Origin of the sequence: Mesorhizobium sp. WSM3859, assembly GCF_002295065.1 — a bacterium.
Taxonomy (GTDB): domain Bacteria; phylum Pseudomonadota; class Alphaproteobacteria; order Rhizobiales; family Rhizobiaceae; genus Mesorhizobium.
The window spans coordinates 198195-222649 of the sequence record NZ_NSGG01000003.1 but is presented as its reverse complement, the minus strand read 5'-3'; the positions used below and the strand labels follow the sequence as shown (position 1 = coordinate 222649).

Here is a 24455-nt window from a genome sequence, read left to right as displayed (position 1 = left end):
GAGGTGAATGCGCAATGATTAACGTGAAAATGCTGCAGCGCAACCAAATTTGCGCGACAGCTAAAACGATTTAAATCGTTTGTTTGCGGCAGGCGCGTCGTTATTGCTCCTCCGCCGGTCTGCCGCGGGAGGCCTGAGCGCGGTCCGAGCCGCCGGGCGGGGCTTCCCCGCCGGCTGCGGTCACGCAAAACAAAAATGCCCGGCGCAAGCGCCGGGCATCCATTGCAAGTCGGCTTCTATTTGCCGGCTTATTTCTCGAAGTAGCTGTACTTGCCGTCGTCACCCTTCTTCCATTCGTAGATGACGTAGTCGGGACGGGTGATATCGCCCTTGGCGTCGTAGCCGATCTCGCCAATAACCGTCTTCCACGGACCGCCGGACTTGATCACTTCGGCAACCTTCTGCGCGTCGTCGGCCGAACCGACCTTGGCGATGGCCTGGGTGATGATCTGCACGGCCGCATAGGAGTAGAGCGTGTAGGCTTCCGGCTCGAAGCCGGCGGCGCGGAACTTCTCCACCACTTCCTTGGCGTCCGGGTTCTTGCGCGGATCCGGAGCGAAGGTGTTGAGCGTGCCGGCAACCGCGTCACCCGCGATCGAGGCCAGTTCGTTGGAGACGATGCCATCGCCCGAGAACATCGGCGCCTTCAGGCCCTGGTCGGCCGTCTGACGTATGATCAGGCCGGCTTCGGTGTGCAGGCCACCCCAGTAGATCAGGTTGACATTGTTTTCCTTCATCTTGGCGATGAGGGCCGAGAAGTCCTTGTCGCCGACATTGATGCCTTCATACATCACTTCCTTGATGCCGTTGGCGTTGAGGTTCTTCTTGGTCTCGTCGGCAAGGCCCTGCCCGTAAGGCGTCTTGTCGTGGACGATGGCGATCTTGGCGTCCTTGAAGTTCTTGGCGATGTAGTCGCCGGCCACCTTGCCCTGCTGGTCGTCACGACCGCAGGTGCGGAAGGTGTTCCACAGGCCGCGCTCGGTAAGCTTCGGATTGGTTGCCGACGGCGTCATGACGAGGATGCCGTTTTCGGCATAGACTTCCGAAGCCGGAATGGTCACGCCCGAATTGAAGTGGCCGTCGACGAACTTGACGCCGTCGGCGACGAACTTGTTGGCGACCGAGATGCCTTGCTTGGGATCGGAGACGTCGTCACCGATCTCGATCTTGAGCTGCTGGCCATTGACGCCACCCGCCGCGTTGATGTCGGCGACCGCCTGCTCGGCGCCCTTCTGCAGCTGTGCGCCGAAGGCGGCGTTCGGGCCGGTGATCGGACCGGCGACGCCGATCAGGATGTCGGCCCACGCGCTGCCGCTGAACGCGATGAACGCGGTCAGCGCAACGGCGGACAAGAGTGATTTTTTCATTGAAACGCTCCCATTTACGGAGTGGGCGTGGATGATACTTTCATGCGATGCCCACCCTTATCGCAGAAAGCATAGAATGCCGATTTTCAGGCACTTGTCACGCCGATTCGTCCCGAGACGGCGTAATGGTGAACGTCAACCTTTTGGCTTCCAGCTTAACAAGGAAGCTCTTTCATAGAGCCAGTTATACTGTGTGACCATTTGGTTGGTGCGCGTGTATTGATAGCCAAGGAAGCCAAGGATCATCAGCACGATGGTGTCGACGACATAGTAATGCAGCGAGAACATCGTGCCGTCGAACAGCGCGTGATGGATGAACCGGATGCCGACACCGAGACCGAGCATATAGAAGAACAGCTGAACGTGGCTGCTCCAGGTCTGGGCGGCGGCCTTGCCGGTCATCCATGCCGCCCAGCCGCCAAGCAGGCAGGTGACGAACAGGAACTGCCAGATCGAGGCTTCTTCGTAGATAATGCCCATGGTGAAGACTCCTCTTAGTGATGTCCGCCTTCGAGATAGGCGGCGCGCACTTCCGGATTGGCGAGCAGTTCCTTGCCGGTGCCGCTCATTGTCACATTGCCGTTGACCATGACATAGCCGCGCGTGGCGAGCTTGAGCGCGCCGAAGGCGTTCTGCTCGACCAGGAACACGGTCAACCCTTGCGACTTATTCAATTCGCGGATGGCGTCGAAGATCTGCTTGACGATCAACGGCGCGAGACCCAGCGACGGCTCGTCGAGCAATAGAAGCTTCGGCCGCGCCATCAGCGCGCGGCCGATCGACAGCATCTGCTGCTCGCCGCCCGATAGCGTGCCGCCGCGTTGGCCGATGCGTTCCTTCAGTCGCGGGAACAGTGCGAACACCTTCTCGACGTCCTCGTCGTAATGCTTGAGGTTGTCGAGGCTGGCGCCCATCTGGAGGTTTTCCATCACCGTCATGCGCGGGAAGATGCGGCGTCCTTCCGGCGACTGGGCAACGCGCAGGCGGGCGATCTCGTGCGTCGGCATCTGGGTGATGTCGGTGCCGGCGAAGGTGATGCTGCCCGCGCGAGCGCGCGGAGCTCCAAAAATGGTCATCATCAATGTCGACTTGCCGGCGCCATTGGCGCCGATCAGCGCCACGATCTCACCCTGGTTGACCTGCACGTTGACGCCATTGAGCGCCCGGATGTTGCCGTAATAGGTCTCGACGCCCTTTATATCGAGCAGCGTTGTGCCGGCCATTATTTGCGCCCTCCAGGCTTGCCCGCTGTGGGCTTGGACGCTGTTTCCTTTGCGGCCGGCTTTTTAGGCGCCGCTTTCGCAGTGCTGGATTTCGTGGCCGGCTTGGCTGCCGATTGGGGCTTGCCGGCGATCGAAGCTGCGCGCGCGTCGACCTGCGCCGCTTTCGAAGCGCCCTTCGACACCGTGACCCGTTCGCCCTCGTCAGCGTGCTCGACCGTATCGGAAACCGGTCCCACCATCATCGAAGCGGAGTTGCCCGGACCGTGCACCGAGTCGGGGCCCGTATCGAGCTGCTCGATGACATCCTCGTCGCCGACTTCGACGAGCACTTCCTGCACTTCCTCGTCGTCGACGCCGAGATAGGCGGCGATGACGCGCGGGTCGGTGCGGACCGTCTGCGGACTGCCGTCGGAGATCTTGCGGCCGTATTCGAGCACGACAACATGGTCGGAGATCTGCATGACCACCGACATGTCGTGCTCGATCAGCAGGATCGACGTGCTGTTCTTGATGTCCATCAAGAGTTCGTTGAGTGCCGCCGACTCTCTTGGATTGAGACCCGCGGCCGGCTCGTCGAGGCACAGAAGCTCGGGACCCGTGCACATGGCGCGCGCGATCTCCAGCCGTCGCTGCGCGCCGTAGGGCAGGTCGCCGGCCGGATCGTCGGCACGGTCGACGAGATTGGCCTTTTCCAGCCAATGCCTGGCCAGCTCGATCGATTCGGCAGAAGCCTGTCGATAGCTGGGAAAGCCGAACAGGCCAAGGAAGGTGTAGCCCGAGGCCTTCATCAGCTTGTTGTGCTGGGCCACCAGCAGGTTCTCGAGCAGCGTCATGCCCGAGAACAGGCGGATGTTCTGGAAGGTGCGAGCGACGTTGGCGCGTGCCGGGATCTCGTGATTGGGCAGGCGCTCCAAGAGGTAGGTCGAGCCGTCACGTTTGTTGAGCGTGATCATGCCCTCGGTAGGCTTATAGAAGCCGGTGATGCAGTTGAACACCGTTGTCTTGCCGGCGCCGTTCGGACCGATCAGCGCGGTGATCTCGCCGCGCCTGGCCTGGAACGACAGGTCGCCGATGGCGACCAGGCCGCCGAACTTCATCGATAGATGCTCGACCTGCAGGATGAAGTCGCTCGAAGAAGGGGTCGCGTTCATCAGCCGTGGCCCTCCTTGGTGAAGGACCCTGAGACCGCTCTTCGCTCCTTGAGGAAGGCTGTCGGTTCTCGACTGCCGACGAAGCCACGCGGCTTCCACAGCATGACGATGACCATGGCCATGCCGAACAAAAGCATGCGGTAAAGCTCCGGCGTGAAGTCGGGGCCGAACACGACCTTGAGGAAGCCGAGCTCGCGCAGGATCTCGGTACCGCCGATCATCACCAGTGCCGCTACCGCGATGCCGCCCAGCGAACCCATCCCGCCGAGCACGACAATGGCGAGGATGATCGCCGATTCCAGGAAGACGAAGGATTCAGGACTAACGAAGCCTTGCCGGGCGGCAAAGAACGAGCCGGCAAAGCCGCCGAACATGGCGCCAGTGGCAAAGGCCGTCAGCTTTGTGGTGGTGGTGTTGATGCCGAGCGAGCGGCAGGCGATTTCATCCTCGCGCAGCGCTTCCCAAGCGCGGCCCACCGGCAGGCGGCGAAGCCTGATGGTGACGAAAGCGGTGAGGAAGCAGAGCGCCAGGATCAGATAATAGAGGAAAATCTTGTAGTAGGCGCCCGACTGGGCGATGTGCAGCACCTTGGCGATGTAATTCGGATCAGACACGTTGAACGACATCAGCCCGAAGAATGAGACTTTCGGAATGCCGGAAATGCCGGCCGAGCCGTTGGTCACTTCGCGCCAGTTGATGATCACAAGCCTTATGATCTCCCCGAACGCCAACGTCACAATCGCCAGATAGTCGCCGCGCAACCTGAGCACCGGGAAACCGAGCATGACGCCCCAGAAGGCGGCCATGCAGCCGGCGGCCGGCAGCAGGATCCAGAATGACAGGCCGAAATGCGTGCCGAGCAGCGCATAGGCATAGGCGCCAACGGCATAGAAGGCGACGTAGCCGAGATCGAGCAGGCCGGCGAGGCCGACAACGATGTTCAAGCCCCAAGCCAGCATCACATAGATCAGGATCTGGATGCCGAAATTGTCGACCCATTTAAGCGAACCCTGGAAGCCGAAAGCGAGCACCATCGCGATCGGATAAAGCAGCAACACGACGATGCCGATCTTGTTGAAGTTCTGGCGCACGAAACCAGGTTCCGCCACGGCCGCGGGCGCCTTGGCCTTTTCGGCCTTGGCCCGCTCCATCGCCGGCTGCGCGTAGCCGACATAGACGAAGCGGCCGATGGCGGTTGCGATAACCACCAGGGCAAGCAGCAGCCAGCGCTGCACCAGGATCAGTTCGTTGCTGATGTTCTGGTCGGTCCTGAGGCCGATAAACAGAACGAACAGGCCAAGCGCGATGGCGCCAGCATAGAGCCCTTCGCGGAGAGCGCGCTGGATGGGAGGGACGACGTCGTCGCGCTCCGAGGACACGGTAGCGGCCATGAGGATCAGACCTTTTCGACTTCAGGCCGGCCCAGTATGCCGGAGGGCAGGAAGATGAGCACGATCGCCAGGATCGAGAAGGCGGCGACGTCCTTGTAGTCGATCGAGAAATAGGCCGACCACATGCTCTCGATGAAGCCGATCAAGAGCCCGCCGAGCACGGCGCCCGGCAGCGAGCCGATGCCGCCGAGCACGGCCGCCGTAAAGGCTTTCACGCCCGGCACGAAGCCGTCCGAGAACACCACGACGCCGTAATACATCAGGAACAGAGTGCCGGCGACGGCGGCAAGGGCCGCGCCCATGATGAAGGTGATGGAGATGGTGCGGTCGACGTCGATGCCGAGCAGCGCGGCCATCTTGCGGTCCTGCTCGCAGGCGCGCTGCGCTCGCCCGAGCGCGGTTCGGTTGACGAGGTACCAGAAGATTGCCAGCAGCGCCGCCGTCACCAGCACGATGATGATTTGCTTCAGCGAGATGCTGATGCCGTCGATCGTGTAGACCTGGCTGACCATCGGCGGGATCGGCTTGTTGCGCGGACCCTGCGTGACCTGCACGAAGTTGGACAGCGCGATCGACATGCCGATGGCGGTGATCAGCGGCGCCAGCCGGAACGAGCCGCGCAGCGGCCGGTAGGCCACCTTCTCGATCGTCCAGTTGTAGAGGCTGGTGAGAAGCATCGCCACGATCATCATGATCAGAAGCGCCACCACGATTGGCACCGAATAAAACAGCGCGCCAAGGATCAGGAAGACGATGAGGGCGGTGAAGGCGCCGACCATGAAAATGTCGCCATGGGCGAAATTGATCATGCCGATGATGCCGTAGACCATCGTGTAGCCGATCGCGATCAGCCCATAGATAGATCCCAGCGTCAGCCCATTGATAAGCTGCTGGACGAAGTACTGCATATTTATGCGGCTCCCCTGGAATGTCGCCCGTTTCCGGATCGCACTCCTTTTCGTATTTCCCCTAGTCGTAAAGTTTCGAGCCCGGATTGCAACGTGATTTTTCAATCGCTCTGCGTGGTTTGGAAGCACGCCGTCCGATTGCCCGTTTTTTCGCACCCGACCTCTGGACTATCGCGGACCCTAGCATTGGCACAACGCAATGTCTTTGACGATTCAACCCTATGATGGGCCTCCCGTCGAAGAAATCAGCGTCAAAATAAGTTGAAGAGAAGAATCCTTGCACCAGCCGAAGCGTCCGGTTTCCCACGGCCACACCTTCCGCAAGGTCAGGATTCCGTCATCTGTGACGGGCATGTGACGGTGCGGCGCCCTTCGGCCGAGGGCGCCACGCCGCAACAGAAAGACCTTGAAGCGAAGTCTCAGTAAGCAGAGCCTCCTTCTCCATTAAGACTGTGCTTTTCGGTGCCTTGGAGCGGCGGATTGAAGACGCTCACCAGCACCATGTCGCCGGCGCTGTCGGCGCGCAGGAAATGGTCGTCATTGGCATCGAGCACATAGACCGTGCCCGGCTCGACGCGATGGACGGTGCCGGTCATGTCCTCGACCTCGCCGCTGCCGGAGATGCAGTAGCAGGCCTCCAGGTGCCGCCGGTACTGCAGTCGCGATTCGCTGCCGGCGCGCACCACCGTGTGACATATGGTGAAGCCCATGCCGTCTTGGCTCGTCAGCAGCCGATGGCTGGTGCCGTTGCCCCAATCGACAAAGAAGTCAGTTTTTTCTACATCAGCCAATTGTCTGGTGAACATTGTTGTCTTTCCACGAAACCAGGTTTGAGAAGCGGCGGCGCGCGTCGAATTTGGCGGTAGGCATCGACTTTTTGGTCTCGCCCGGTTAGATTTTGTGCCGTCGGCCCAGAGTCAATGACTCAAGTCGAACCGTGCTTCAAATGACGGATTTTGGCTTTTTCTGTTAGAGAATTTTACAGATGGACTATCTGCCGCTGAATGCGATTCGGGCCTTCGAGGCGACCGCTCGCCATCTCAGTTTCTCCGCGGCCGGCGAGGAACTGCATGTCACCCACCCGGCCATCAGCCACCAGATCAGGCGGCTGGAGGAGTGGCTTGGCGTGGCGCTGTTTCATCGCGGCGCCCGCAAGGTGCGGCTGACCGAGGCAGGGCAGGCTCTGCAGGTGTCAGCGAGCGCGGCGCTGACGGAGCTCGGCGCGGCCTGCCGCCGCATTCGCAGAAACGCCGGCCAGGCATCGCTGTCGGTGGGTTGCATTCCCTCCATCGCCAGCCGCTGGCTGGTGCCGCGCCTGTCGGATTTCACGGCGCGCCATCCCGAGATCGCAATCCGTGTAGCCTACGCCAAGGCCGAAGACCGGCTCGAAGACGACAACGATATCCTGATCACGCTCGGCGCCGATCCCTCGCCGCATGTCACGAGTCTCAAGCTGTTTTCCCGCATAAGCCGGCCCGCCTGCAGCCCGCACTATCTTGCGCGCAAGGGGCGGCTGGAAACGGCGGCGGCCATCGCTGCGGCGGACCTGTTGCACGACGAGACGCGCCAGGGCTGGCAGGAATGGTTTTCCAAGGCCAGGGTCGAAGGGCGCGATGTCGGCAGCGGCCCGGTTTTTGCCGATTTCAACATACTGGCGACGGCGGTCATTGCCGGCCACGGCGTGGCATTGTGCCCGGTCGAGGTTTTTCGCGAGGAGCTCAGGCGCGGCGACCTTGTCGTCCTCTCCGATATTTCGACCGATGACGACAAGGGTTATTTCCTGACAATGTCGGCGCAGCCCTCGTCCGCCGAGGCCAAGTTCGCCGAATGGTTCCGCGATCAGGTTTCGGTCAAAGCCGAGGCCTGACCGCAAGGCGGCTGGATATTGCGGCTTACGATCACGTCACGATGAAGCCGTGCGCGAACGGATCGCGGTCGTCGATGAAGATGGTGTTGAGCCCGGTCATCCGTGCCCAACCGCCGATCGAGGGGATGATCGCCGGCTTGCCCGCCACGCTAACCTCTTTTTCGACCCTGCCCTTGAACAGCGAGCCGATGATCGATTCGTGGATAAAACTGTCGCCTTCCTTGAGCTTGCCCTTGGCATGAAGCTGCGCCATCCGCGCCGAGGTGCCAGTGCCGCAGGGTGAGCGATCGATCGCCTTGTCGCCATAGAACACCGCGTTGCGCGCATCGGCCTCCGCGTTCCTCGGCTTGCCCGTCCACAGGATGTGCGACAGCCGGTTGATCAAGGGATTCTCCGGGTGCACGAAGGAATATTTCTCGTTGAGGCGCTGCCGCACGACGGGACTCCAGGCAATGAGGTCGCCGGCCGTGTAGTCGGCCATGTCCCGGTAGTTCTTCTGCGGCTCGACGATGGCGTAGAAATTGCCGCCATAGGCGACATCGACGCTGATCTCTCCGAGCACCGGGCATTCGACCGTCAGGCCTTCGGCATAGAGGAAGGAGGGCACATTGGTGATGCGCACCTCCTCGACATATTCGCCAACCTGCTTGTATTCGGCGATGACAAGGCCGGCCGGCGTATCGAGCCTGAGCACGCCCGGCGTCTTCGGCTTCACCAGTCCGTGCTCGACGGCAAAAGTCACCGTGCCGATCGTGCCGTGGCCGCACATCGGCAGGCAGCCCGACGTCTCGATGAACAGGATGGCGATATCGCAATCCTCGCGCGTCGGCGGATAGAGGATCGAGCCCGACATCACGTCATGGCCGCGCGGCTCGAACATCAGCCCGGTGCGGATCCAGTCATATTCGGCGAGGAAATGCGCGCGCCGTTCCATCATCGTCGAGCCCTCGAGCAAGGGCCCGCCGCCGGCGACAAGACGCACCGGATTGCCGCAGGTGTGGCCGTCGATGCAGGTGAAGGTTTTTTTGGCCATCATACTCTCTTTTCAGAAACGCCCTGGGCGGAAAGGGGTGAGATCGACCGGCGGAGTCTGCCCGAGAACGAGATCGCGGATCAAGCGGCCGGTCCCCGCCGACTGGGTCAGGCCGAGATGGCCGTGGCCGAAAGCGTAGTAGACGTTCGGCGCGCGCGCCGCGCCGATCACCGGCAACGAGTCCGGCAGTGATGGGCGATAACCCATCCACTCGCGGCCGCCGGACGGATCGAGCCCGGGGAGGAAACGCTTGGCTTTCTCCAGCATGGCCTTGGACCGCGCGAAATTCGGTGGCCGCTCGATGCCGCCGAGCTCGACGGCGCCGCCAACGCGCAGGCCTGTTTGCAGCGGCGTGATGACGAAGCCGTGTCCGGAAAAGATCAGCTGCCGCTTCACGTCGAAGGCTGACACCGGCAGCGTCGTGTTGTAGCCGCGCTCGGTTTCGAGCGGGACGCGGTCGCCGAGGACCCTTGCCAGCAGATGCGACCAGGCGCCAGCGGCGATCACAAGCTTGCCTGCCTTTCGCCTGGTGCCATCGGCCAGCGTGATCGTGGCGCCTTTCGCGTCAGCCTCGATGCGCTCGACCCGCGCATGCTCGAAACGGGCGCCAAGCTTTTCCGCATAGGCCCAGACCGCCTTGCCGAGCAGCTTCGGATCGGCGACCGTCTTCCAGCCCGGCACGAAGGTGCCCTTGATGAAGCGCGGCGAAAGACCTGGCTGCAGCGCGGCCATCTCCTCGCCTTCGACATGGCGGAAGCCGATGCCGACGCGCCGGCGCTCGTCCCAGCCGGAGAGCGAGGCGCGAAATTCCGCCTCGCTCTCATAGAATTCCAGCGAGCCGTCCTCGCGCAGCATCGGCCGCGTGCCGGAGCGGTCGAGCAGGCCCATCCATTCGGCTTCGGCGAGCCTCATCATGCCCACCTGCGCCGCCAGGCTCGCTTCGTAATGCTTCGCCGCGCCCGCCCGCCAGAAGCGGATCAGCCACGGCATGAGCTTCGGCAGATAGGCCGGCGGAATGGCCAACGGCCCGAGCGGATCGGCGAGCCATTTCGGCAATTGCCGGATCATCCCCTTATGCGCCAGCGGCAGCACGTCGGAGAAAGCGAAGGCGGCGGCATTGCCGGAGCTCGTCTCCTCGCAGATGCCGGTACGGTCGAAGACGGTGACGCTGCGCTCCGCCTCGGACAGAAAGGCCGCGGCGCAGATGCCGATGATGCCGCCGCCGATGATGGCGATGTCTTCCCCTTCTCCCCGTTCGCGGTGAGAAGGGGCCCGCAGGGCGGATGAGGGGCGGCGCCCGTCCTCGGAATTTTCCTGCACGTGAAGGCTGTCCCTTATTCGGCCGCCACCAGCCTGTCCGTCGATCGAGCAGGCGTCTCGAGCGACGGCAGCGTCGGCCGCACCGCCAGCGCATCCCGCACGATCTTCTCGACCGCCTTGCGGCGTTCGCCCGACAGCGGCTGGCGCGGCATGCGCACGCGGTCATTGGTACCGATCGCCAGCACTTCGGCAAGCTTGATGTTTTGGACCAGATAGGTCGAGACATCGAGGTCGAGCAACGGCCGGAACCAGCGATAGATCGCCAGCGCCTCGTCGCGACGACCCTGCCGCATCAGCTGGTAGATGGCGACCGTCTCGCGCGGGAAGGCGGTGACCAGGCCCGCGACCCAGCCGATGGCGCCGACCGACAGCGCCTCGAAGGCGAGATTGTCGACGCCGGTGAAGAGATCGTAGCGGTCGCCGAACCTGTTGATGATCTCGGTCGAGCGGCGGATGTCGTCGGAGGATTCCTTGATGGCGACGAAGCGCTTGTCCGACGCCAGCTCCTCCATCAGCTCGACGGTCACGTCGACGCGATAGGCGAGCCGGTTGGAGTAGATCATCACCGGCAGGTCGGCGGCTTCCGCCACGGCGCGAAGGGCGGCGACCGTCTCTTGCGGGTCGGTGTGGTAGATCGGGCTCGGCACCACCATCAGGCCGTCGGCGCCTTCCCTGGCGGCGCGACGCGCGATGCTCGCCGCCTCGCGGGTGCCGGGCTCGTTGACGGTCAAAAGCACCGGCTTGTTGCCGGCGACTTCCTGCGCCGTCTTCAGCACCTCGATCTTCTCGTCAGGCGACAACATGGGGCCTTCGCCCAGCGAACCGCAGACGATGATGCCGTCGCAGCCGGCCTCCATCTGCAGCCCGTAGCAGCGCTCCATCTCGGCATGGTCGAGGCGGTCGTCGGCAGTGAATTTGGTCGTGACTGCTGGGAAAACTCCGGTCCACATGATCTGTTTCTCCTCTGATATATCAGTCGTATATCTATCAAGAATTGCCGTGTCAACGCTGAATCAGTTATGATATATGAAAAATATATCAGGAGCCTGCCATTGATCTCCCCGCTGATATCCGCTGAGACCAACGCCGCCTTCGAGCCGGCCGCGACCAAGGCCTATCGCGCGCTGGAGCACATGATCGTCACGCTCGAGCTGGCGCCATCGAGTTTCGTTACCGAAGGCGCGCTGATCGATCGCCTGGGTCTCGGCCGCACCCCGGTGCGGGAGGCAATCCAGAGGCTCGCCTGGGAAGGGCTTCTCGACATAAGACCCCGCGCCGGCATCGCGGTCGCGCCGCTTCACGCGGGCGACTGGCTGCGGATCCTCGATGCCAGGCGCGGCATCGAGGTTGTGCTCGCCCGCTCGGCCGCCCGCTTCGTCACCCGCGAGGCCGCCGACCTGTTTCATGAGGCGGCGTTAGCCATGCAGAAGGCGGTGATCTCGGGCAACGTGCTTGCCTTCATCCAGGCCGACAAGGCGCTCGACGAAGCGCTGGCCATCGCCGCCGACAACCCCTTCGCGGCGCGGGTGGCCGCCCCCTTGCAGACCCACAGCCGCCGCTTCTGGTATCGCTACAAAGCCGACACCGGGCTGGCCGAATCGGCCGAGCACCATGTCGCGCTGATCCGCTCGATCCTCGACGGCGACGAGGAAGGCGCCGCCAAGGACGCCAAGAGACTGATTGCGCTGCTGCGCGGCCACGCCGAGGTGGCCGCCACGCGTTGAGCAGGGCAGTACCTGCTCGAGGTCAGCCGCCCGGCTGCCGGACCGCGGTCGCCAGCGTGTCTTCCCACCCCTCGCCGGCGGCCAGGATGCAGCTCTGGCCTTTGACGTCGGTCATCAGGATGGTCCAGGTTCCGCTTGCCGAGACGAACACCTCGAAGATGGCGGCTTGACCGGCCACGCCGTAGCCCAGCCGCTTCTCCTCGAACGCCTCCGCCAGCCGCGCGACCAGATAGTCATGGCCGCCGCAGATCACTTGCGCCCGCGCCGGAACAGCCGGCAGCACCATCAGGGCGCCAACGGCTGCTAGCTTGATCCATCGAAACGAAAATTCGCGTGCCATGGGGCACCTCCTTCGCCTTCGCATTCCGGCAAGGGAGGCACATACGGCCGCCTCAGTGTGCCGGAAGGCTCCAGGCCGGATTCGACGTCTTCATCACGTCACTCCTTCTGGTTTCCGGTCTGTCCTGGGGAGATCATCACTCCCTGGATTCGATATGGTGAAGCTCCGCTTCGTAAACAAGGCGCTCCATGAAGCGCTGGCCATCGCCGCCGACAACCCCGTCGTGTCGCCGCGGCCGAGTCACGGAGGCGATCGATCAGCCGTCGGCAGGCTCCTTCCGAGCCGCCCACTTCAACAGGGCATCGAGAGCCGGGCACAGCGCCTGACCCCAGTCGGTCAGACAGTATTCGACCTTCGGCGGCACCTGGTGATGGACGATGCGGCGCACGATGCCGTCGGCTTCCATCTGCCTGAGTTGCTGGATCAGCATCTTTTGCGAGATCGCGGGAATGGCCCGCTCGAGGTCGGAGAAGCGCAGCACCTTGCCGCCGAACAGATGAAACAGGATCACCAGCTTCCACCGGCCTTCGAGAATGCGCAGCACGTTCTCGACGCCGATCGCCGCGGATGAAGGCGTCAGAGGCTCGGGCTTACTTTCGGGTAAGTACCTTACTTTTTCGTCGGTTCTTGTCATTTCTACAGCATAACTCATCTTAGCGGCCGACAACAGCCGCCCCCTCCCACGGACGGGGCATCCAATCGGAGACAAACCGTGACTGTGACCCTTCCTCAGCCGCTGGCGGATTATTTCGTCGCCAATAACCGCCACGACATCGACGCGATGCTCGCGCCTTTCACGCTCGACGCCATCGTCAAGGACGAAGGCGAGACCCATCGCGGAACCGAAGCGATCTATCGGTGGATGCAAAGCACGACCGACAAATATCACGCGAAAGTCGAGGTGAAGGAGGCCAGTGTGACAGCCAACGCATGGCGTATCGCCGGTATCGTCTCTGGAGATTTCCCCGGCAGCCCGATAACGCTCCACTACAATTTCACGCTGGGCGGCGACCGGATCGCGAAACTGGAGATTGGCCTATGACCATCCGGCAGACACTCGCCACCGATGACCAGGAGTTCCGGGGCAAGCGCGTGCTGGTGACTGGCGGCACCAAGGGCGCAGGCGAAGCTATCGTTCGCCGGCTTGCCGCGGCAGGTGCAAGGGTCGCGACGACCGCCCGTTCGCCCGACGCCGGATCACCGGCGGAACTCTTCGTGCAAGCTGACGTCGCCACTCTCGACGGCACGGCAAAGGTCGCCGCCGCCACGATCGCCGGACTTGGTGGCATCGACATCATCGTCCACAGCGTCGGTGGCTCGAAAAGCCCTGGCGGCGGATTTGCGGCGCTGTCCGACCAGATCTGGCACGACGAACTCAGCCTCAACCTGCTCGCCGCCGTCAGGCTCGACCGCTTGCTCGTTCCCGAGATGATCAAGCAGGGATCGGGCGCGATCGTTCACATTTCGTCGATCCAGCGCCGCCTGCCCGTGCACGAATCCACCATCGCCTATGCGGCGGCAAAGGCCGGGCTCTCGACCTACAGCAAGGCGCTATCCAAGGAACTCGGCCCCAAAGGCATCCGCGTCAACGCCATAGCGCCAGGCTGGATTCACACCACCGCATCGGAAGCCATGGTCAAGCGGCTGGCCGCCCATGCAGGATCCGACGAGGAAACCGCGCGTCAGGGCATCATGGATGCGCTGGGCGGCATCCCGATCGGACGGCCGGCCTGGCCGCAAGAGGTCGCGGAACTGGTGGCTTTCGTGGTTTCGGATCGCGCATCGGCGATCCATGGCGCCGAATACGTCATCGACGGCGGCACGATCCCGACGGTCTGAACGGCGTCTTGCCATCAGACCTCGCCGCGGGGGAGCCTTCGCTAGGTCCCCGGCAGCGACGCGGTGATCGTCGGGCTGTCCCAACCCTCGCCGACGGAGAGCACGCAGCTCTGGCCCTTGGTATCCGAGGCCAGCACTGTCCAGCTGCCCTGATCCGAGACGAAGATCTCGAGCACGACGTTCGGATTGATCAGGCCGCGCCCGGCCTCGGTTTCGTGGAATTTGTCGCCCAGCGCCTTGATGATGTCGGCGCGGGCCGCGCATTGCGCCGCCGCGCTTGCCGGGGCGGCTCCAAGGGTGATCGCCGCCGTCGCTAACATTGCCGCCACAACAAATCGTGTCACCTGACACCTCCTCGCGCCAGACGAGAACCCCGGCTGCCACCGGCGCTGTTTGATTGCCTGCACGCATGGCAGGAATACAGGCTAAGACGGATAGTGGTCTGTTGGTTCCATCACACGGCGATGGAATTATTGGGAGGTCCGGACGTTCTGTGGACGCGCTGTGCCGCAGATCTTGTATCCGAGTAGAGCCGCCAACCCGTGAAAGCGGCAGTCCGATCGCCACATCCCGAACGCGGATCACTCCAAAAAAGAAGCGCGGTTTGCACCGCGCTTCCTCAATCTCAACTTAGACGACCATCCGGCTAGTTCATCGTCAAGCCTGCCCGCGCCCGCAACCGAAGGCGAGGACGCGCAAACGGGAAACCGTCCGCTCAGTTCATCGTCGGGATGACGAATTCGGCGCCGTCCTTGATGCCTGCCGCGCGCCCGCCGCCGCAACGCGGCGAGGACGCGCAGCTAAGAAACCGTCCGGCTAGTTCATCGTGGGAATGACGAACTCGGCACCGTCCTTGATGCCGGACGGCCAGCGCGAGGTCACCGTCTTGGTCTTGGTGTAGAAGCGGAACGCGTCCGGGCCGTGCTGGTTGAGGTCGCCGAAGGACGACGCCTTCCAGCCGCCGAACGTGTAGTAGGCGATCGGAACCGGGATCGGCACATTGACGCCGACCATGCCGACCTGGACTCTGGATGCGAAGTCACGCGCCGCGTCGCCGTCGCGGGTGAAGATGGCAACGCCGTTACCCATCTCATGGTCGTTGGCGAGCTTGATGGCATCCTCGTAGCGCGGCGCGCGCACCACCGAGAGCACCGGCCCGAAGATTTCTTCCTTGTAGATGCGCATGTCGGCGGTGACATTGTCGAACAGGCAGCCGCCCATATAGTAGCCGTTCTCATAGCCCTGCATCTTGAAGCCGCGGCCGTCGACAACGAGCTTGGCGCCTTCCTTGACGCCGATATCGACGTAACCCTTCACGCGCTCCAGCGCCTGTGCCGTCACCAGCGGGCCGAAGTCGGCGGAAGAATCCGTCGACGGACCGACCTTCAGGCTCTCGACGCGCGGCACCAGTTTTTCCATCAGCCGGTTGGCGGTGTCGTTGCCGACCGGGACGGCGACCGAGATCGCCATGCAGCGCTCGCCGGCCGAGCCGTAGCCGGCGCCGATCAGCGCGTCGACCGTCTGGTCCATGTCGGCGTCGGGCATGATGATCATGTGGTTCTTGGCGCCGCCGAAGCACTGCACGCGCTTGCCCGAGGCGGTGCCGCGCGAATAGATGTAGTGGGCGATCGGCGTCGAGCCGACAAAGCCGATGGCCTTGATATCCGGATCGTCGAGGATGGCGTCGACCACTTCCTTGTCGCCGTTGACGACGTTGAGGATGCCTTCCGGCAGGCCGGCCTCAATGAAGAGCTCTGCGATACGCAGCGGCACGCCCGGGTCGCGCTCGGACGGCTTCAGGATGAAGGCGTTGCCGCAGGCGATGGCCGGGGCGATCTTCCACAGCGGGATCATGGCCGGGAAGTTGAACGGGGTGATGCCGGCGACGACACCGAGCGGCTGGCGCATCGAATAGACGTCGATGCCGGGGCCGGCGCCATCGGTGAACTCGCCCTTCATCATATGCGGCGCGCCGATGCAGACTTCGACCACTTCGAGGCCGCGCTGGATGTCGCCCTTGGCATCGGCGATGGTCTTGCCGTGCTCGCGCGCCAGGATGTCGGCCAGCTCGTCATAGTCGCGCTGGACCAGTTCGAGAAACTTCATCAGCATGCGCACGCGGCGCTGCGGGTTGGTGGCGGCCCATTTCGGCTGCGCCGCCTTGGCGTTCTCGACCGCGGCGCGCAGTTCCGCCTGCGAGGCCAGCGCCACCGTGCCGCGCACGGAGCCGTCCATCGGCTGCATCACATCCTGCTTGCGGCCGCTGCTGCCGGCGACATGCTTGCCGCCGATGAAATGACCGTATTCGATCATCGTTTCTCTCCCTTGTTTGGTGATGGCGCATTGTCCGCCTTTGCGGCGGCGATGGCAACGCGAGGAAGATCGCAACCGTTGTGCGGAAAATAGACAGCGACGGCGGAGTGTGCATTAATTGTCGCAAATGACAGGGCGCGCCTGTCGTCGGGGATTCTTTATGAACTGGGATGACGTCCGCATCTTCCTCGCCGTGGCGCGCGCCGGCCAGATCCTCGGCGCGGCGAAACGGCTGGAACTCAACCACGCCACGGTTTCGCGCCGCATCGCTGCGCTGGAAGAGGCGCTGCGCACAAAACTGTTCAGGCGGCTCACCACCGGCAGCGAGCTGACGCCGGCCGGCGAGCGGTTCCTCGACATAGCCGAGCGCATGGAAGGCGACATGATCGCCGCACGTTCGACCATTGCCGGCGAGGGTGACGATGTTTCGGGAACCGTGCGCATCGGCGCGCCGGACGGATTTGGCGTCGCTTTCCTGGCCAAGCGGCTGGGCGAGCTGACCGCTTTGCACCGCGAGCTAACCATCCAGTTGGTGCCGGTCCCGCGCTCCTTTTCGTTGTCGCGCCGAGAGGCCGATATCGCCATTACCGTCGAGCGGCCGACCGAAGGGCGGCTGGTGGCGGGCAAGCTGGTCGACTACACGCTCGGCCTCTTCGCCTCACGCGCCTATGCCGAGGCCAACGGCCTGCCGAAAGCACCAAGCGAGCTCGGCCTGCACACGCTGATCGGCTATGTGCCCGACCTCATCGTCAGCCCGTCGCTCGACTATGCGGCCGAGTTCAGCCCCGAATGGCGCACCAGCTTCGCCATCTCCTCGGCGCTCGGCCAGGCCGAAGCGGTGCGCTCTGGCGCCGGCATAGGCATCCTGCACACTTTCGTCGCCCGTTCGATGCCCGAGCTGGTGCCCGTCGACATCGTCGCGCCGATCCGCCGCGCCTACTGGCTGGTCTATCATGAATCGGTGCGGCCGCTGCGCCGCGTCCAGCTCGTCGCCAACTTCATCACCAAGGCGGTGGAACGGGAACGCGGCCTGTTCAGCTGATTTCTGGAAAGCCACACGCAATTTAAGGCGGTTCGAGAACGAACGAATTCACCACACGCTCAACCTTGTCTGCCAAAGGTGCCCATCGCTGCGCAACTTCCTCAGCGCTTGCAGCCATCAGAGAGCAATTGACATAACCATAGCGCGCACCCCGAACTGAAAACGCAATCCTGGAATGGCCATGCAGGATGTCGTTCTGGTCGCTAACCGTGAAGTCCAGATCAGCAAGGCGCACAGGATAGCCGTCTGGAAACTTTCCAAGCATGTCATTGCTGAAATCAGCCGTATTGAACGATTTGCCCATCATTCTCGTCCAGGTGCCCATCGACCAGTCCTCGATGAACTTGCGTGGATCGGACGGCGAACCCTTTGCTGCCGGATCGTAAGGCGAGCCCGACACCATGCAGGAAAGGCCTTCATCATCTGCGGATTTAACAGCCAACAGCATCGCGTAGCCAAAAGGCGGCTCGCTGGTCCATTCTTTGGGGACGGTCAAAGAGACCCAGTTATTCTGATCATGGACCGTGTTGTCAGCGGCATTCGCGCCCGCAGCGCAAAACAGAAGTCCGACAACCGTAGCGACAAGGCAACTCTGCATCATTGGTGGTTATGCTCCTTGTGCCTGACCAAGCATCCTCAGGCGGATCAAACCCGACATTACAACAACATGATCCAGGTCTGCACGCCGCCTTCTCCTTGCCACAAAACCAGCCAGTGTGGCATCGGGCGTGCCGCCGGCGGCCCCACACAGGTCGCTCGGGCGGGGAAGTCATTCGGAAAGCTAGCGCGAATAGAAATGCGAGCCGCTCTTGCCATTCTGCCGCTGCTTTTCCTGTCGGATTGCGCCAATCCCTGGGCGAAGGTTCCGGAAGCACAACTGCCGAAGCCGGTCCGCTATACCATGTCGCGGCCCTCGCCTTTCGTCTTCGGCAATTATTGCGGCCCGGGCACGCGCACCGGCGATCTGTCGGCACAGCCTGTCGACCGCCTCGATGCCGTCTGCCGGGTCCATGATGCCTGCTACATTGCAAGGCACAATCATTGCGACTGCGACGGCGCGCTGGTCGCTTCAGCGCGGAAGGTCCGTGACGACAGGACGGCACCGCGCAGGATGCGCAACGAGGCGGAATTGCTGATCGCCACCTTCGCTTTTCCGGTCTGCAGGATTTTTCCGCAAGGCTTCCTGCCGCCGCGCGACCCCGCCCAGCTCAAAGCCATGAACGGGGCAGCCGGATGAGCCTCGGGTCTGCCGTCGCCAAGGCATTGCTTGGATTGGCGCTGACGGCGCTGGCCGGCTGCGCGCGCATGCCCGGACATTCAGCCTGCGCCTTCTTTCCGGGCGACGACGCCTGCGGTCGCCTGCCCGTCTCGGCGGACAGCAGCGGCGCCGGGATCGCCATGGCCCATTACTTCGCGAGCGATGGCAACAGCGCCTACGAGAAACAGTTCCAGGCGCTGCTCGCCCAGAGCCGTCTCGATGCGCTCGACCGCGCCAACGGCACCGGCCGCTTCGGCCGCGACTGGCGCGATGTTCAGAACGGCGGCTTCCACACGACCTATCCGGCGCTGCAACGGTTGGCCAGACCGCTCGACGACACGCAACTTGCGCCAACGCTAGGCAAGCCGGGCGAAGGCCATTTCGCGGGGCGCTGGCGCATGTCCCGCCAGACGCTCTATCTCGATGCCGCCGCGCGGCCCTCGGCGCCCAAGACCTTCAGCTTCTCCGGCCTTGAGGCGCGCTCGGTCGAGATCGTGCTGCGCCAGGCGGGGCAGCAGCCTGTCGACATCGCCGGCACCTGCAACGGCCCGCTCGCGATTCGCGCATCGGGCCGGTCCACCACCGTCGCCGCGGCCTCGCCATTCCATTTGAGCCTGCCGGTCGCCGAAACATCCGTCAGCCTGTTTCCGGACCAGGCGCTGACCCGCTGCGATCTACGCCTCGGCTCCACCCTGGCGCCGGCCGGCTCGCCGCTGACCTTGCTGCGCGAGGAGAGTGCTGATCCCTGGATCGCGGCGCTCGACAGCCGCTACGATCGCTGCCCGGTGCCCGATCCCGCGGGGATGGAGGAACTCGACCGCGTCTTCTATGCCAGCCGCTGGCTGTCGCAGACCTGCGCGCTGCCGCTCAGGAGCGCGACCCTGCTGCGCAAGTCGCGCGACGGCTTCAACGCCAAGGTCGAGGCGCTGCTCGGCAAGAGGTTGCCCGACAGCGCCTTCGACAAGGCGGATCCCGAGCTGCCGCTCGATTTCTCCAACGCGCCGAAACTTAGGCTGATCTACCTGTCGTCGCTGGAATTCAAGGCGGATTTCTCCGGCCGCGTGATGGAGCGGCTGATCCGCCATCACGCAGCACTTGGCGCCAAGGTGCGCATCCTGGTGACCGACGTGCTCGAGCGGGAGAAGGACGATGCGATGCTGCACCGGCTGGCCTCCGAATTCCCCAATGTCGAACTGCAGGAATATCGCTGGCAGGCCGATCGCGGCGCGCCGTTCGACGAGCAGATATCGCAGCTGCACAAGACCCACCACATCAAGATGCTGGCGGCACTGGCCGACGAGCCTGGACGCTCGCGCGTCATCATCGGCGGCCGCAACATCCATGACGGCTTTCTGTTCCACAGACCGGTCGACCTGACCCGCTATCCGGACCTCGAGCAATACGGCAAGACCGACGGCTTGTCGCTGAACTACTATTCCAACTGGAGTGACTTCGACATCGAGATCGCCGACCCGGCGACTGTCGAGACTCTGGCCGCGCATCTGTCGACCATCTGGCTGCGCGACGCCGACACCAATCTGTCGCGACCGTTCTCCATTCCGGTTCGTTCCATAGCTGCCCCGCGCGGCGTGGCGCGGCATTTCATTTCCGTACCCTATGAGGACGGGCACGCACTGGAAGCCTATTTCGTCGAACTGATCGACACCGCCGAGCATCGCATCGAGATCGTCAATCCCTATCTCAACCTGACGCCCGCTATCGCCCAGGCCTTCGACCGGGCATTGGCCAGGGGCGTGAAGATCGACGTGGTCGGCCGCATCGACCTCAAGGGCGATATCGGCGGCCGGTTCCTTACCGCGCTCAACAAGCTGTTCGTCGAGAGATATGGCGACCGCATCAACATCCGCGAGTTCAAGGCGCCGGACGTCGTGCTGCATTCCAAGATCATGATGATCGACGAGAGGCTGGTCGCCATCTCATCGGTCAACCTCAACAACCGCAGCTTCTTCCATGACTCGGAAAACGGCATGGTCGTGCTGGATCCGGCTTTCTACCGCCGCATGAAGCCGGTCTATGACGATTACCTCGCCCATTCGCGCCCGGTCGCCACCAATGTCACGATCGGCTGGGCCTACCGGCTGCTGTTCAGCGACAATTGGGTCCGGGAGGCGTTCTGAACGCCGCCGCTCGACTTGAGCAGGATCGCCATTCGCAGGCCGGCCTCCACCTGAATATCAGCGCACTTAGATGGGTTTCAGGTAGCGATCCGGGCTGAGGTCGCGCGCGTTCACCTCGGGCACCCGGTTGGACACGATGTCGGCCAGCACCTTCGCCGAGCCGCAGGCCATGGTCCAGCCGAGCGTGCCATGTCCGGTGTTGAGGTAGAGATTGGCCACCTCGCTCTGGCCGATCAGGGGCGGTCCGTCCGGCGTCATTGGCCGCAGGCCGCACCAGAAGCTCGCAGCCTTGAGATCGCCGCCGCCGGGGAAAAGATCGCCGACCGAATGTTCGAGCGTGCGGCGGCGCGATTCATGCAGGCGAAGATCATAGCCCGAGATCTCCGCCGTACCGCCGACGCGGATGCGGTCGCCGAGCCGGGTGATCGCCACCTTGTAGGTCTCGTCCATGACGGTCGACACCGGCGCGGCCCCGGCGTTGGTGATCGGCACGGTGATCGAATAGCCCTTCACCGGATAGACCGGAATCGGCCGTCCCAGCTCGCGCATGAATTGCGCCGAATAGCTGCCCATCGCCATCACGAAGGCGTCCGCGGATTTCCATCCGCTATCGGTGAGGACATTGGTGAGGCGGTTGCGGTTCCTCACGATGCGCCGGACGGTCGAGCCGTATTCGAAGGTCACGCCGCGCGCCACGCAGAGTTCGGCGAGCTTGTCGGTGAACATCTTGCAGTCGCCGGTCTCGTCGCCCGGAAGCCTGAGGCCGCCGACGAACTTATCACGCACCGCCGCGAGCGCCGGCTCGGCCGCGATACAGCCGTCCCGGTCGAGGATCTCATAGGGCACGCCGTATTTCTTCAACACCTCGACGTCGCCGCCGGTGCCGTCGAGCTGCTTCTGCTTGCGGAAGAGCTGCAGCGTGCCTTTGGAACGCTCGTCGTAAGTGATGCCGGTCGATTCGCGCAGCGCCTTCAGCGTGTCGCGGCTGTATTCGGCAAGCGGCACCATGCGCGACTTGTTGAGCGCGTAGCGCTCGGCCGTGCAGTTGCGCAGCATCTTGAGCAGCCAGGTCCACATATTCGGGTCGAAAGCCGGCCGCACCACCAGCGGGCCGTATTTCATCAACAGCCATTTGACCGCTTTGACCGGGATGCCAGGCCCAGCCCAGGGCGAGGCGTAGCCGGGCGACACTTCGCCGGCATTGGCGAAGCTGGTTTCGAGCGCCGGCCCCGGCTGGCGATCGTAAACGGTCACTTCATGACCGGCCTCGGTGAGGAAGTAGGCGGTGGTGACCCCAATCACGCCGCCGCCCAGCACGATGACTTTCATTCTATCTCCCTCAAAGGCCGGGCACGCCGAGGCGCTTTGGCTGTTTCATCTGTGTGCCGGATTTTGCGGCGCGCGCCAAGGGGCGTGGTCAGGCGCCGACGTAGCGGCGGTGAAAGCGCGCGCCGAGGCTGGTCAATATCTCGTAGCCGATGGTGCCGGCGTGGCCGGCCGCGTCGTCGACGCTTTGCGAGGGACCGATCAGTTCGACGAGGTCGCCTTCGCCGAGCCGACCTGCCGGAAGCGCCGAAATGTCGAGGATGATCGAATCCATCGAAACGCGCCCGACGAAGGGCAACCGCACGCCCTCGAACCAGGCGGCGGAAGCAGCGCGCCGGTGCCAGCCGTCGGCGTAGCCCAGCGAGATGGTCGCGAGATCGAGCGTCCCGTCCGCTTGGTGGGTGTGGCCATAGCCGATGCCTGTGCCGGCGCCGACCCGCCGAGTCTGCGCCACCTTGGCCTGCAGCGCCACGACCGGCAGCATCGGATTGGGTTCGCGGGGCGTCGGGTTGACGCCATAAAGCGCTGCTCCGGGACGGGCGAGGTCGTAATGGTAGGCCGGCCCGAGAAAGATGCCGGACGAATTGGCCAAGGAGGCGGGTGCCGCGGGCAGCATCTTGCGCAACCGGTCGAATTCGCGCCGCTGCTTCTCGTTTGCCGCCTGTTGGGGCTCGTCGGCGCGGGCGAGATGGCTCATCACGAAACGGATGTCGATGCCGTCGAAGGCGCCCGCTTCGCCCGCGACCGCCTCGACGTCCGCAGGCGCCATGCCGAGCCGGGCCATGCCGCTGTCGACCTGGATGGCGGCGGGCAGGCTCCGGCCTGCGCCCTGCGCGACCTGGCGCCAGGCCTTCAGCTGCACAACGCTGTTGATGACCGCGCAAAGTCCGGCCGCCAGGGCTTCAGGTTCCGAACCCGGCGGCAGGCCGTTCAGCACGAAGATGTCAGGTCCGGGCCCGACCGCCTTGCGCAGCGCGATGCCCTCGCCGAGCAGCGCGACGAAAAAGATGTCGCAGCCCTCTTTCGCCAGCGCCGCCGCCACTCGGGCGGCGCCAAGCCCATAGCCGTCGGCCTTGAGCACGCCGGCGCAGCGAACGCCGCCCAGCCGCACCTTCAGCCGGCGATAGTTTTCCCGGATAGCGCCAAGATCGATGGTCAGGATCGCGCCTGCGACCGCCTGGGTGACCGGCTGGCTGCCGGTGGCGACCGTCTGCGGCAAAGGCGCTTTGGTGTCGTTCATCAGGGCAATCGCTTCGAACAAAGACGGTCTGCAGTTGTTGCAGAGACGCGCGCCTCTCGACGCCAGCGCTGCCCCTCACCTGCCTGCCGGCATCCTCTACCCGTATAGTGACGGGGAGAGGGGCGCTGTCGCTGCCGATTTCGCCAATCACCAACGTCGCAAGAACGGCGCGGAGGCTGCGACCAGCCCCTTCTCCCCGTCACTATGCGGGGAGAAGTGCCCGGCAGGGCGATGCGGGGCGGCGCCGACGCTCCGCTAAAGTGCGCTTGCCGCGCCTCGTTCATGTTTGCCTCTTTGCCTGCAGCGCATCTGCATCAACAAAGCATGATCTCGACTACGGTGCCAACCTCTTCGCTTGCCGAACTTAGTTAGAAGCACGCCTGCCACGTCTAGCGAGCCAGATGCTGAAATGCCGTCACCACCTGCTCATAAACCTTGCGCTTGAACGGCACGATCAGCTCGGGCAGTTCCCGCATCGGCCGCCAGGCCCATTCGTCGAATTCGGCCGTGTGGCCGCCGGGCGGCGGATTGATCGCGATCTCGCTCTCATCGCCCTCGAAGCGGTAGGCGAACCATTTCTGCGTCTGGCCGCGATAACGGCCCTTGAAGGCGACGCCGACCAGATGCGGCGGCAGATCGTAGTTGATCCAGTGCGGCGCCTCGGCAAGCAGCGACACGCTGCGCATGCCGGTTTCCTCATAGAGCTCTCGGCCCGCGGCCTCGACCGGCTCTTCGCCCTTGTCGATGCCGCCCTGCGGCATCTGCCAAAGCTGCGTGGTGCCGGCAAACTCGCTGTCCGGCTCGGCGATGCGGTGCCCGACCCAGACCAGGCCTGCCTTGTTGAGGATCATCAGCCCGACGCAGGGACGATAGGGCAGCGTCTCGGGATCGATCTTTTTAGCCATCGGTCGGATTTTCCTGCTTCGCTTGAGGTCCAGCGCTTCGCGGCGCGATGTCGGAATAGTGAATGGTGAA

General features: G+C 63.6%; 24 protein-coding genes and 1 pseudogene. 7 read left to right on the top strand and 18 right to left on the bottom strand.

What is annotated here, in order from left to right:
- Positions 1-248 precede the first annotated feature (248 nt).
- The 7 genes and pseudogenes from CK230_RS07915 to CK230_RS07885 form a co-directional block, all read right to left on the bottom strand.
- Positions 249-1367: a branched-chain amino acid ABC transporter substrate-binding protein gene (locus CK230_RS07915; protein WP_095816640.1), complete on the bottom strand. Its 1119-nt coding sequence runs from the start codon at positions 1365-1367 to the stop codon at positions 249-251.
- Positions 1368-1502: 135 nt separating this feature from the next.
- On the bottom strand, positions 1503-1847 hold the full coding sequence (locus CK230_RS07910) for a DUF6867 family protein (protein ID WP_095816639.1): 345 nt from the start codon (positions 1845-1847) through the stop codon (positions 1503-1505).
- A gap of 14 nt (positions 1848-1861) precedes the next feature.
- Complete coding sequence (locus tag CK230_RS07905; protein ID WP_095816638.1) at positions 1862-2590, bottom strand: ABC transporter ATP-binding protein; 729 nt, start codon at positions 2588-2590, stop codon at positions 1862-1864.
- Positions 2591-2622: 32 nt separating this feature from the next.
- Positions 2623-3741, bottom strand: a pseudogene (locus CK230_RS07900) (ABC transporter ATP-binding protein); the annotation flags it as partial.
- The gene (gene livM, locus CK230_RS07895) at positions 3741-5132 is read right to left on the bottom strand and encodes a high-affinity branched-chain amino acid ABC transporter permease LivM (RefSeq protein WP_095816636.1); all 1392 of its coding nucleotides are present in this window, start codon (positions 5130-5132) and stop codon (positions 3741-3743) included. The pseudogene CK230_RS07900 and the gene livM, both read right to left, overlap by 1 nt.
- Before the next feature lie 5 nt (positions 5133-5137).
- Positions 5138-6040, bottom strand: coding sequence for a branched-chain amino acid ABC transporter permease LivH (locus CK230_RS07890; protein WP_095816635.1), 903 nt, complete (start codon positions 6038-6040; stop codon positions 5138-5140).
- 419 nt (positions 6041-6459) lie between these two features.
- Complete coding sequence (locus CK230_RS07885; protein WP_095816634.1) at positions 6460-6846, bottom strand: ectoine synthase; 387 nt, start codon at positions 6844-6846, stop codon at positions 6460-6462.
- A gap of 179 nt (positions 6847-7025) precedes the next feature.
- On the opposite strand from CK230_RS07885, the gene CK230_RS07880 reads away from it, so the two are divergent.
- Positions 7026-7907, top strand: coding sequence for a LysR substrate-binding domain-containing protein (locus CK230_RS07880; RefSeq protein ID WP_095816633.1), 882 nt, complete (start codon positions 7026-7028; stop codon positions 7905-7907).
- A 31-nt stretch (positions 7908-7938) separates the two neighbouring features.
- Here the strand turns inward: CK230_RS07880 and CK230_RS07875 are convergent, their stop codons facing one another.
- Genes CK230_RS07875 through CK230_RS07865 form a run of 3 tightly spaced genes read right to left on the bottom strand, consistent with a single transcriptional unit; the run spans position 7939 to position 11210 of the window.
- Complete coding sequence (locus CK230_RS07875; RefSeq protein WP_095816971.1) at positions 7939-8940, bottom strand: 4-hydroxyproline epimerase; 1002 nt, start codon at positions 8938-8940, stop codon at positions 7939-7941.
- A 12-nt stretch (positions 8941-8952) separates the two neighbouring features.
- Entirely contained in the window at positions 8953-10218 is a 1266-nt protein-coding gene (locus CK230_RS07870; RefSeq protein WP_095816970.1) for an FAD-binding oxidoreductase, read from the bottom strand.
- A 56-nt stretch (positions 10219-10274) separates the two neighbouring features.
- Entirely contained in the window at positions 10275-11210 is a 936-nt protein-coding gene (locus CK230_RS07865) for a dihydrodipicolinate synthase family protein (protein WP_095816632.1), read from the bottom strand.
- 69 nt (positions 11211-11279) lie between these two features.
- Here CK230_RS07865 and CK230_RS07860 point away from each other — a divergent pair, with 69 nt between their 5' ends.
- Positions 11280-11984, top strand: a complete 705-nt coding sequence (locus CK230_RS07860; RefSeq protein ID WP_245429853.1) for a GntR family transcriptional regulator — start codon at positions 11280-11282, stop codon at positions 11982-11984.
- Positions 11985-12006: 22 nt separating this feature from the next.
- On the opposite strand, the gene CK230_RS07855 is transcribed toward CK230_RS07860, so the two are convergent.
- Complete coding sequence (locus CK230_RS07855; protein ID WP_095816631.1) at positions 12007-12324, bottom strand: hypothetical protein; 318 nt, start codon at positions 12322-12324, stop codon at positions 12007-12009.
- 256 nt (positions 12325-12580) lie between these two features.
- The gene (locus CK230_RS07850) at positions 12581-12958 is read right to left on the bottom strand and encodes a winged helix-turn-helix transcriptional regulator (RefSeq protein ID WP_095816630.1); all 378 of its coding nucleotides are present in this window, start codon (positions 12956-12958) and stop codon (positions 12581-12583) included.
- Positions 12959-13036: 78 nt separating this feature from the next.
- On the opposite strand from CK230_RS07850, the gene CK230_RS07845 reads away from it, so the two are divergent.
- Both CK230_RS07845 and CK230_RS07840 read left to right on the top strand, forming a co-directional pair.
- On the top strand, positions 13037-13366 hold the full coding sequence (locus CK230_RS07845) for a nuclear transport factor 2 family protein (RefSeq protein ID WP_095816629.1): 330 nt from the start codon (positions 13037-13039) through the stop codon (positions 13364-13366).
- Entirely contained in the window at positions 13363-14163 is an 801-nt protein-coding gene (locus CK230_RS07840; protein ID WP_095816628.1) for an SDR family oxidoreductase, read from the top strand. Before CK230_RS07845 ends, CK230_RS07840 begins: the two co-directional genes overlap by 4 nt.
- Positions 14164-14204: 41 nt before the next feature.
- Here the strand turns inward: CK230_RS07840 and CK230_RS07835 are convergent, their stop codons facing one another.
- Together CK230_RS07835 and CK230_RS07830 are read right to left on the bottom strand one after the other, a co-directional pair.
- Positions 14205-14507, bottom strand: a complete 303-nt coding sequence (locus tag CK230_RS07835; RefSeq protein ID WP_095816627.1) for a hypothetical protein — start codon at positions 14505-14507, stop codon at positions 14205-14207.
- 472 nt (positions 14508-14979) lie between these two features.
- Complete coding sequence (locus tag CK230_RS07830) at positions 14980-16476, bottom strand: CoA-acylating methylmalonate-semialdehyde dehydrogenase (protein ID WP_095816626.1); 1497 nt, start codon at positions 16474-16476, stop codon at positions 14980-14982.
- Between the two features lie 160 nt (positions 16477-16636).
- Between CK230_RS07830 and CK230_RS07825 the strand changes: the two genes are divergently transcribed.
- Positions 16637-17518: a LysR family transcriptional regulator gene (locus CK230_RS07825; protein WP_095816625.1), complete on the top strand. Its 882-nt coding sequence runs from the start codon at positions 16637-16639 to the stop codon at positions 17516-17518.
- 22 nt (positions 17519-17540) lie between these two features.
- Here CK230_RS07825 and CK230_RS07820 read toward each other — a convergent pair whose 3' ends face one another.
- Complete coding sequence (locus CK230_RS07820; RefSeq protein ID WP_245429852.1) at positions 17541-18119, bottom strand: hypothetical protein; 579 nt, start codon at positions 18117-18119, stop codon at positions 17541-17543.
- 195 nt (positions 18120-18314) lie between these two features.
- Between CK230_RS07820 and CK230_RS07815 the strand changes: the two genes are divergently transcribed.
- Complete coding sequence (locus CK230_RS07815) at positions 18315-18755, top strand: hypothetical protein (RefSeq protein ID WP_095816624.1); 441 nt, start codon at positions 18315-18317, stop codon at positions 18753-18755.
- Complete coding sequence (locus CK230_RS07810; protein ID WP_095816623.1) at positions 18752-20914, top strand: phosphatidylserine/phosphatidylglycerophosphate/cardiolipin synthase family protein; 2163 nt, start codon at positions 18752-18754, stop codon at positions 20912-20914. Before CK230_RS07815 ends, CK230_RS07810 begins: the two co-directional genes overlap by 4 nt.
- Before the next feature lie 66 nt (positions 20915-20980).
- Here CK230_RS07810 and CK230_RS07805 read toward each other — a convergent pair whose 3' ends face one another.
- From CK230_RS07805 to CK230_RS07790, 3 genes are all read right to left on the bottom strand, one after another.
- A complete protein-coding gene (locus tag CK230_RS07805) occupies positions 20981-22243 on the bottom strand; it encodes a D-amino acid dehydrogenase (protein WP_095816622.1) in 1263 nt (420 codons plus the stop codon).
- Between the two features lie 88 nt (positions 22244-22331).
- A complete protein-coding gene (gene alr / locus CK230_RS07800; protein ID WP_095816621.1) occupies positions 22332-23480 on the bottom strand; it encodes an alanine racemase in 1149 nt (382 codons plus the stop codon).
- 389 nt (positions 23481-23869) lie between these two features.
- Positions 23870-24385, bottom strand: coding sequence for an RNA pyrophosphohydrolase (locus CK230_RS07790; RefSeq protein WP_095816620.1), 516 nt, complete (start codon positions 24383-24385; stop codon positions 23870-23872).
- Positions 24386-24455: the final 70 nt, after the last annotated feature.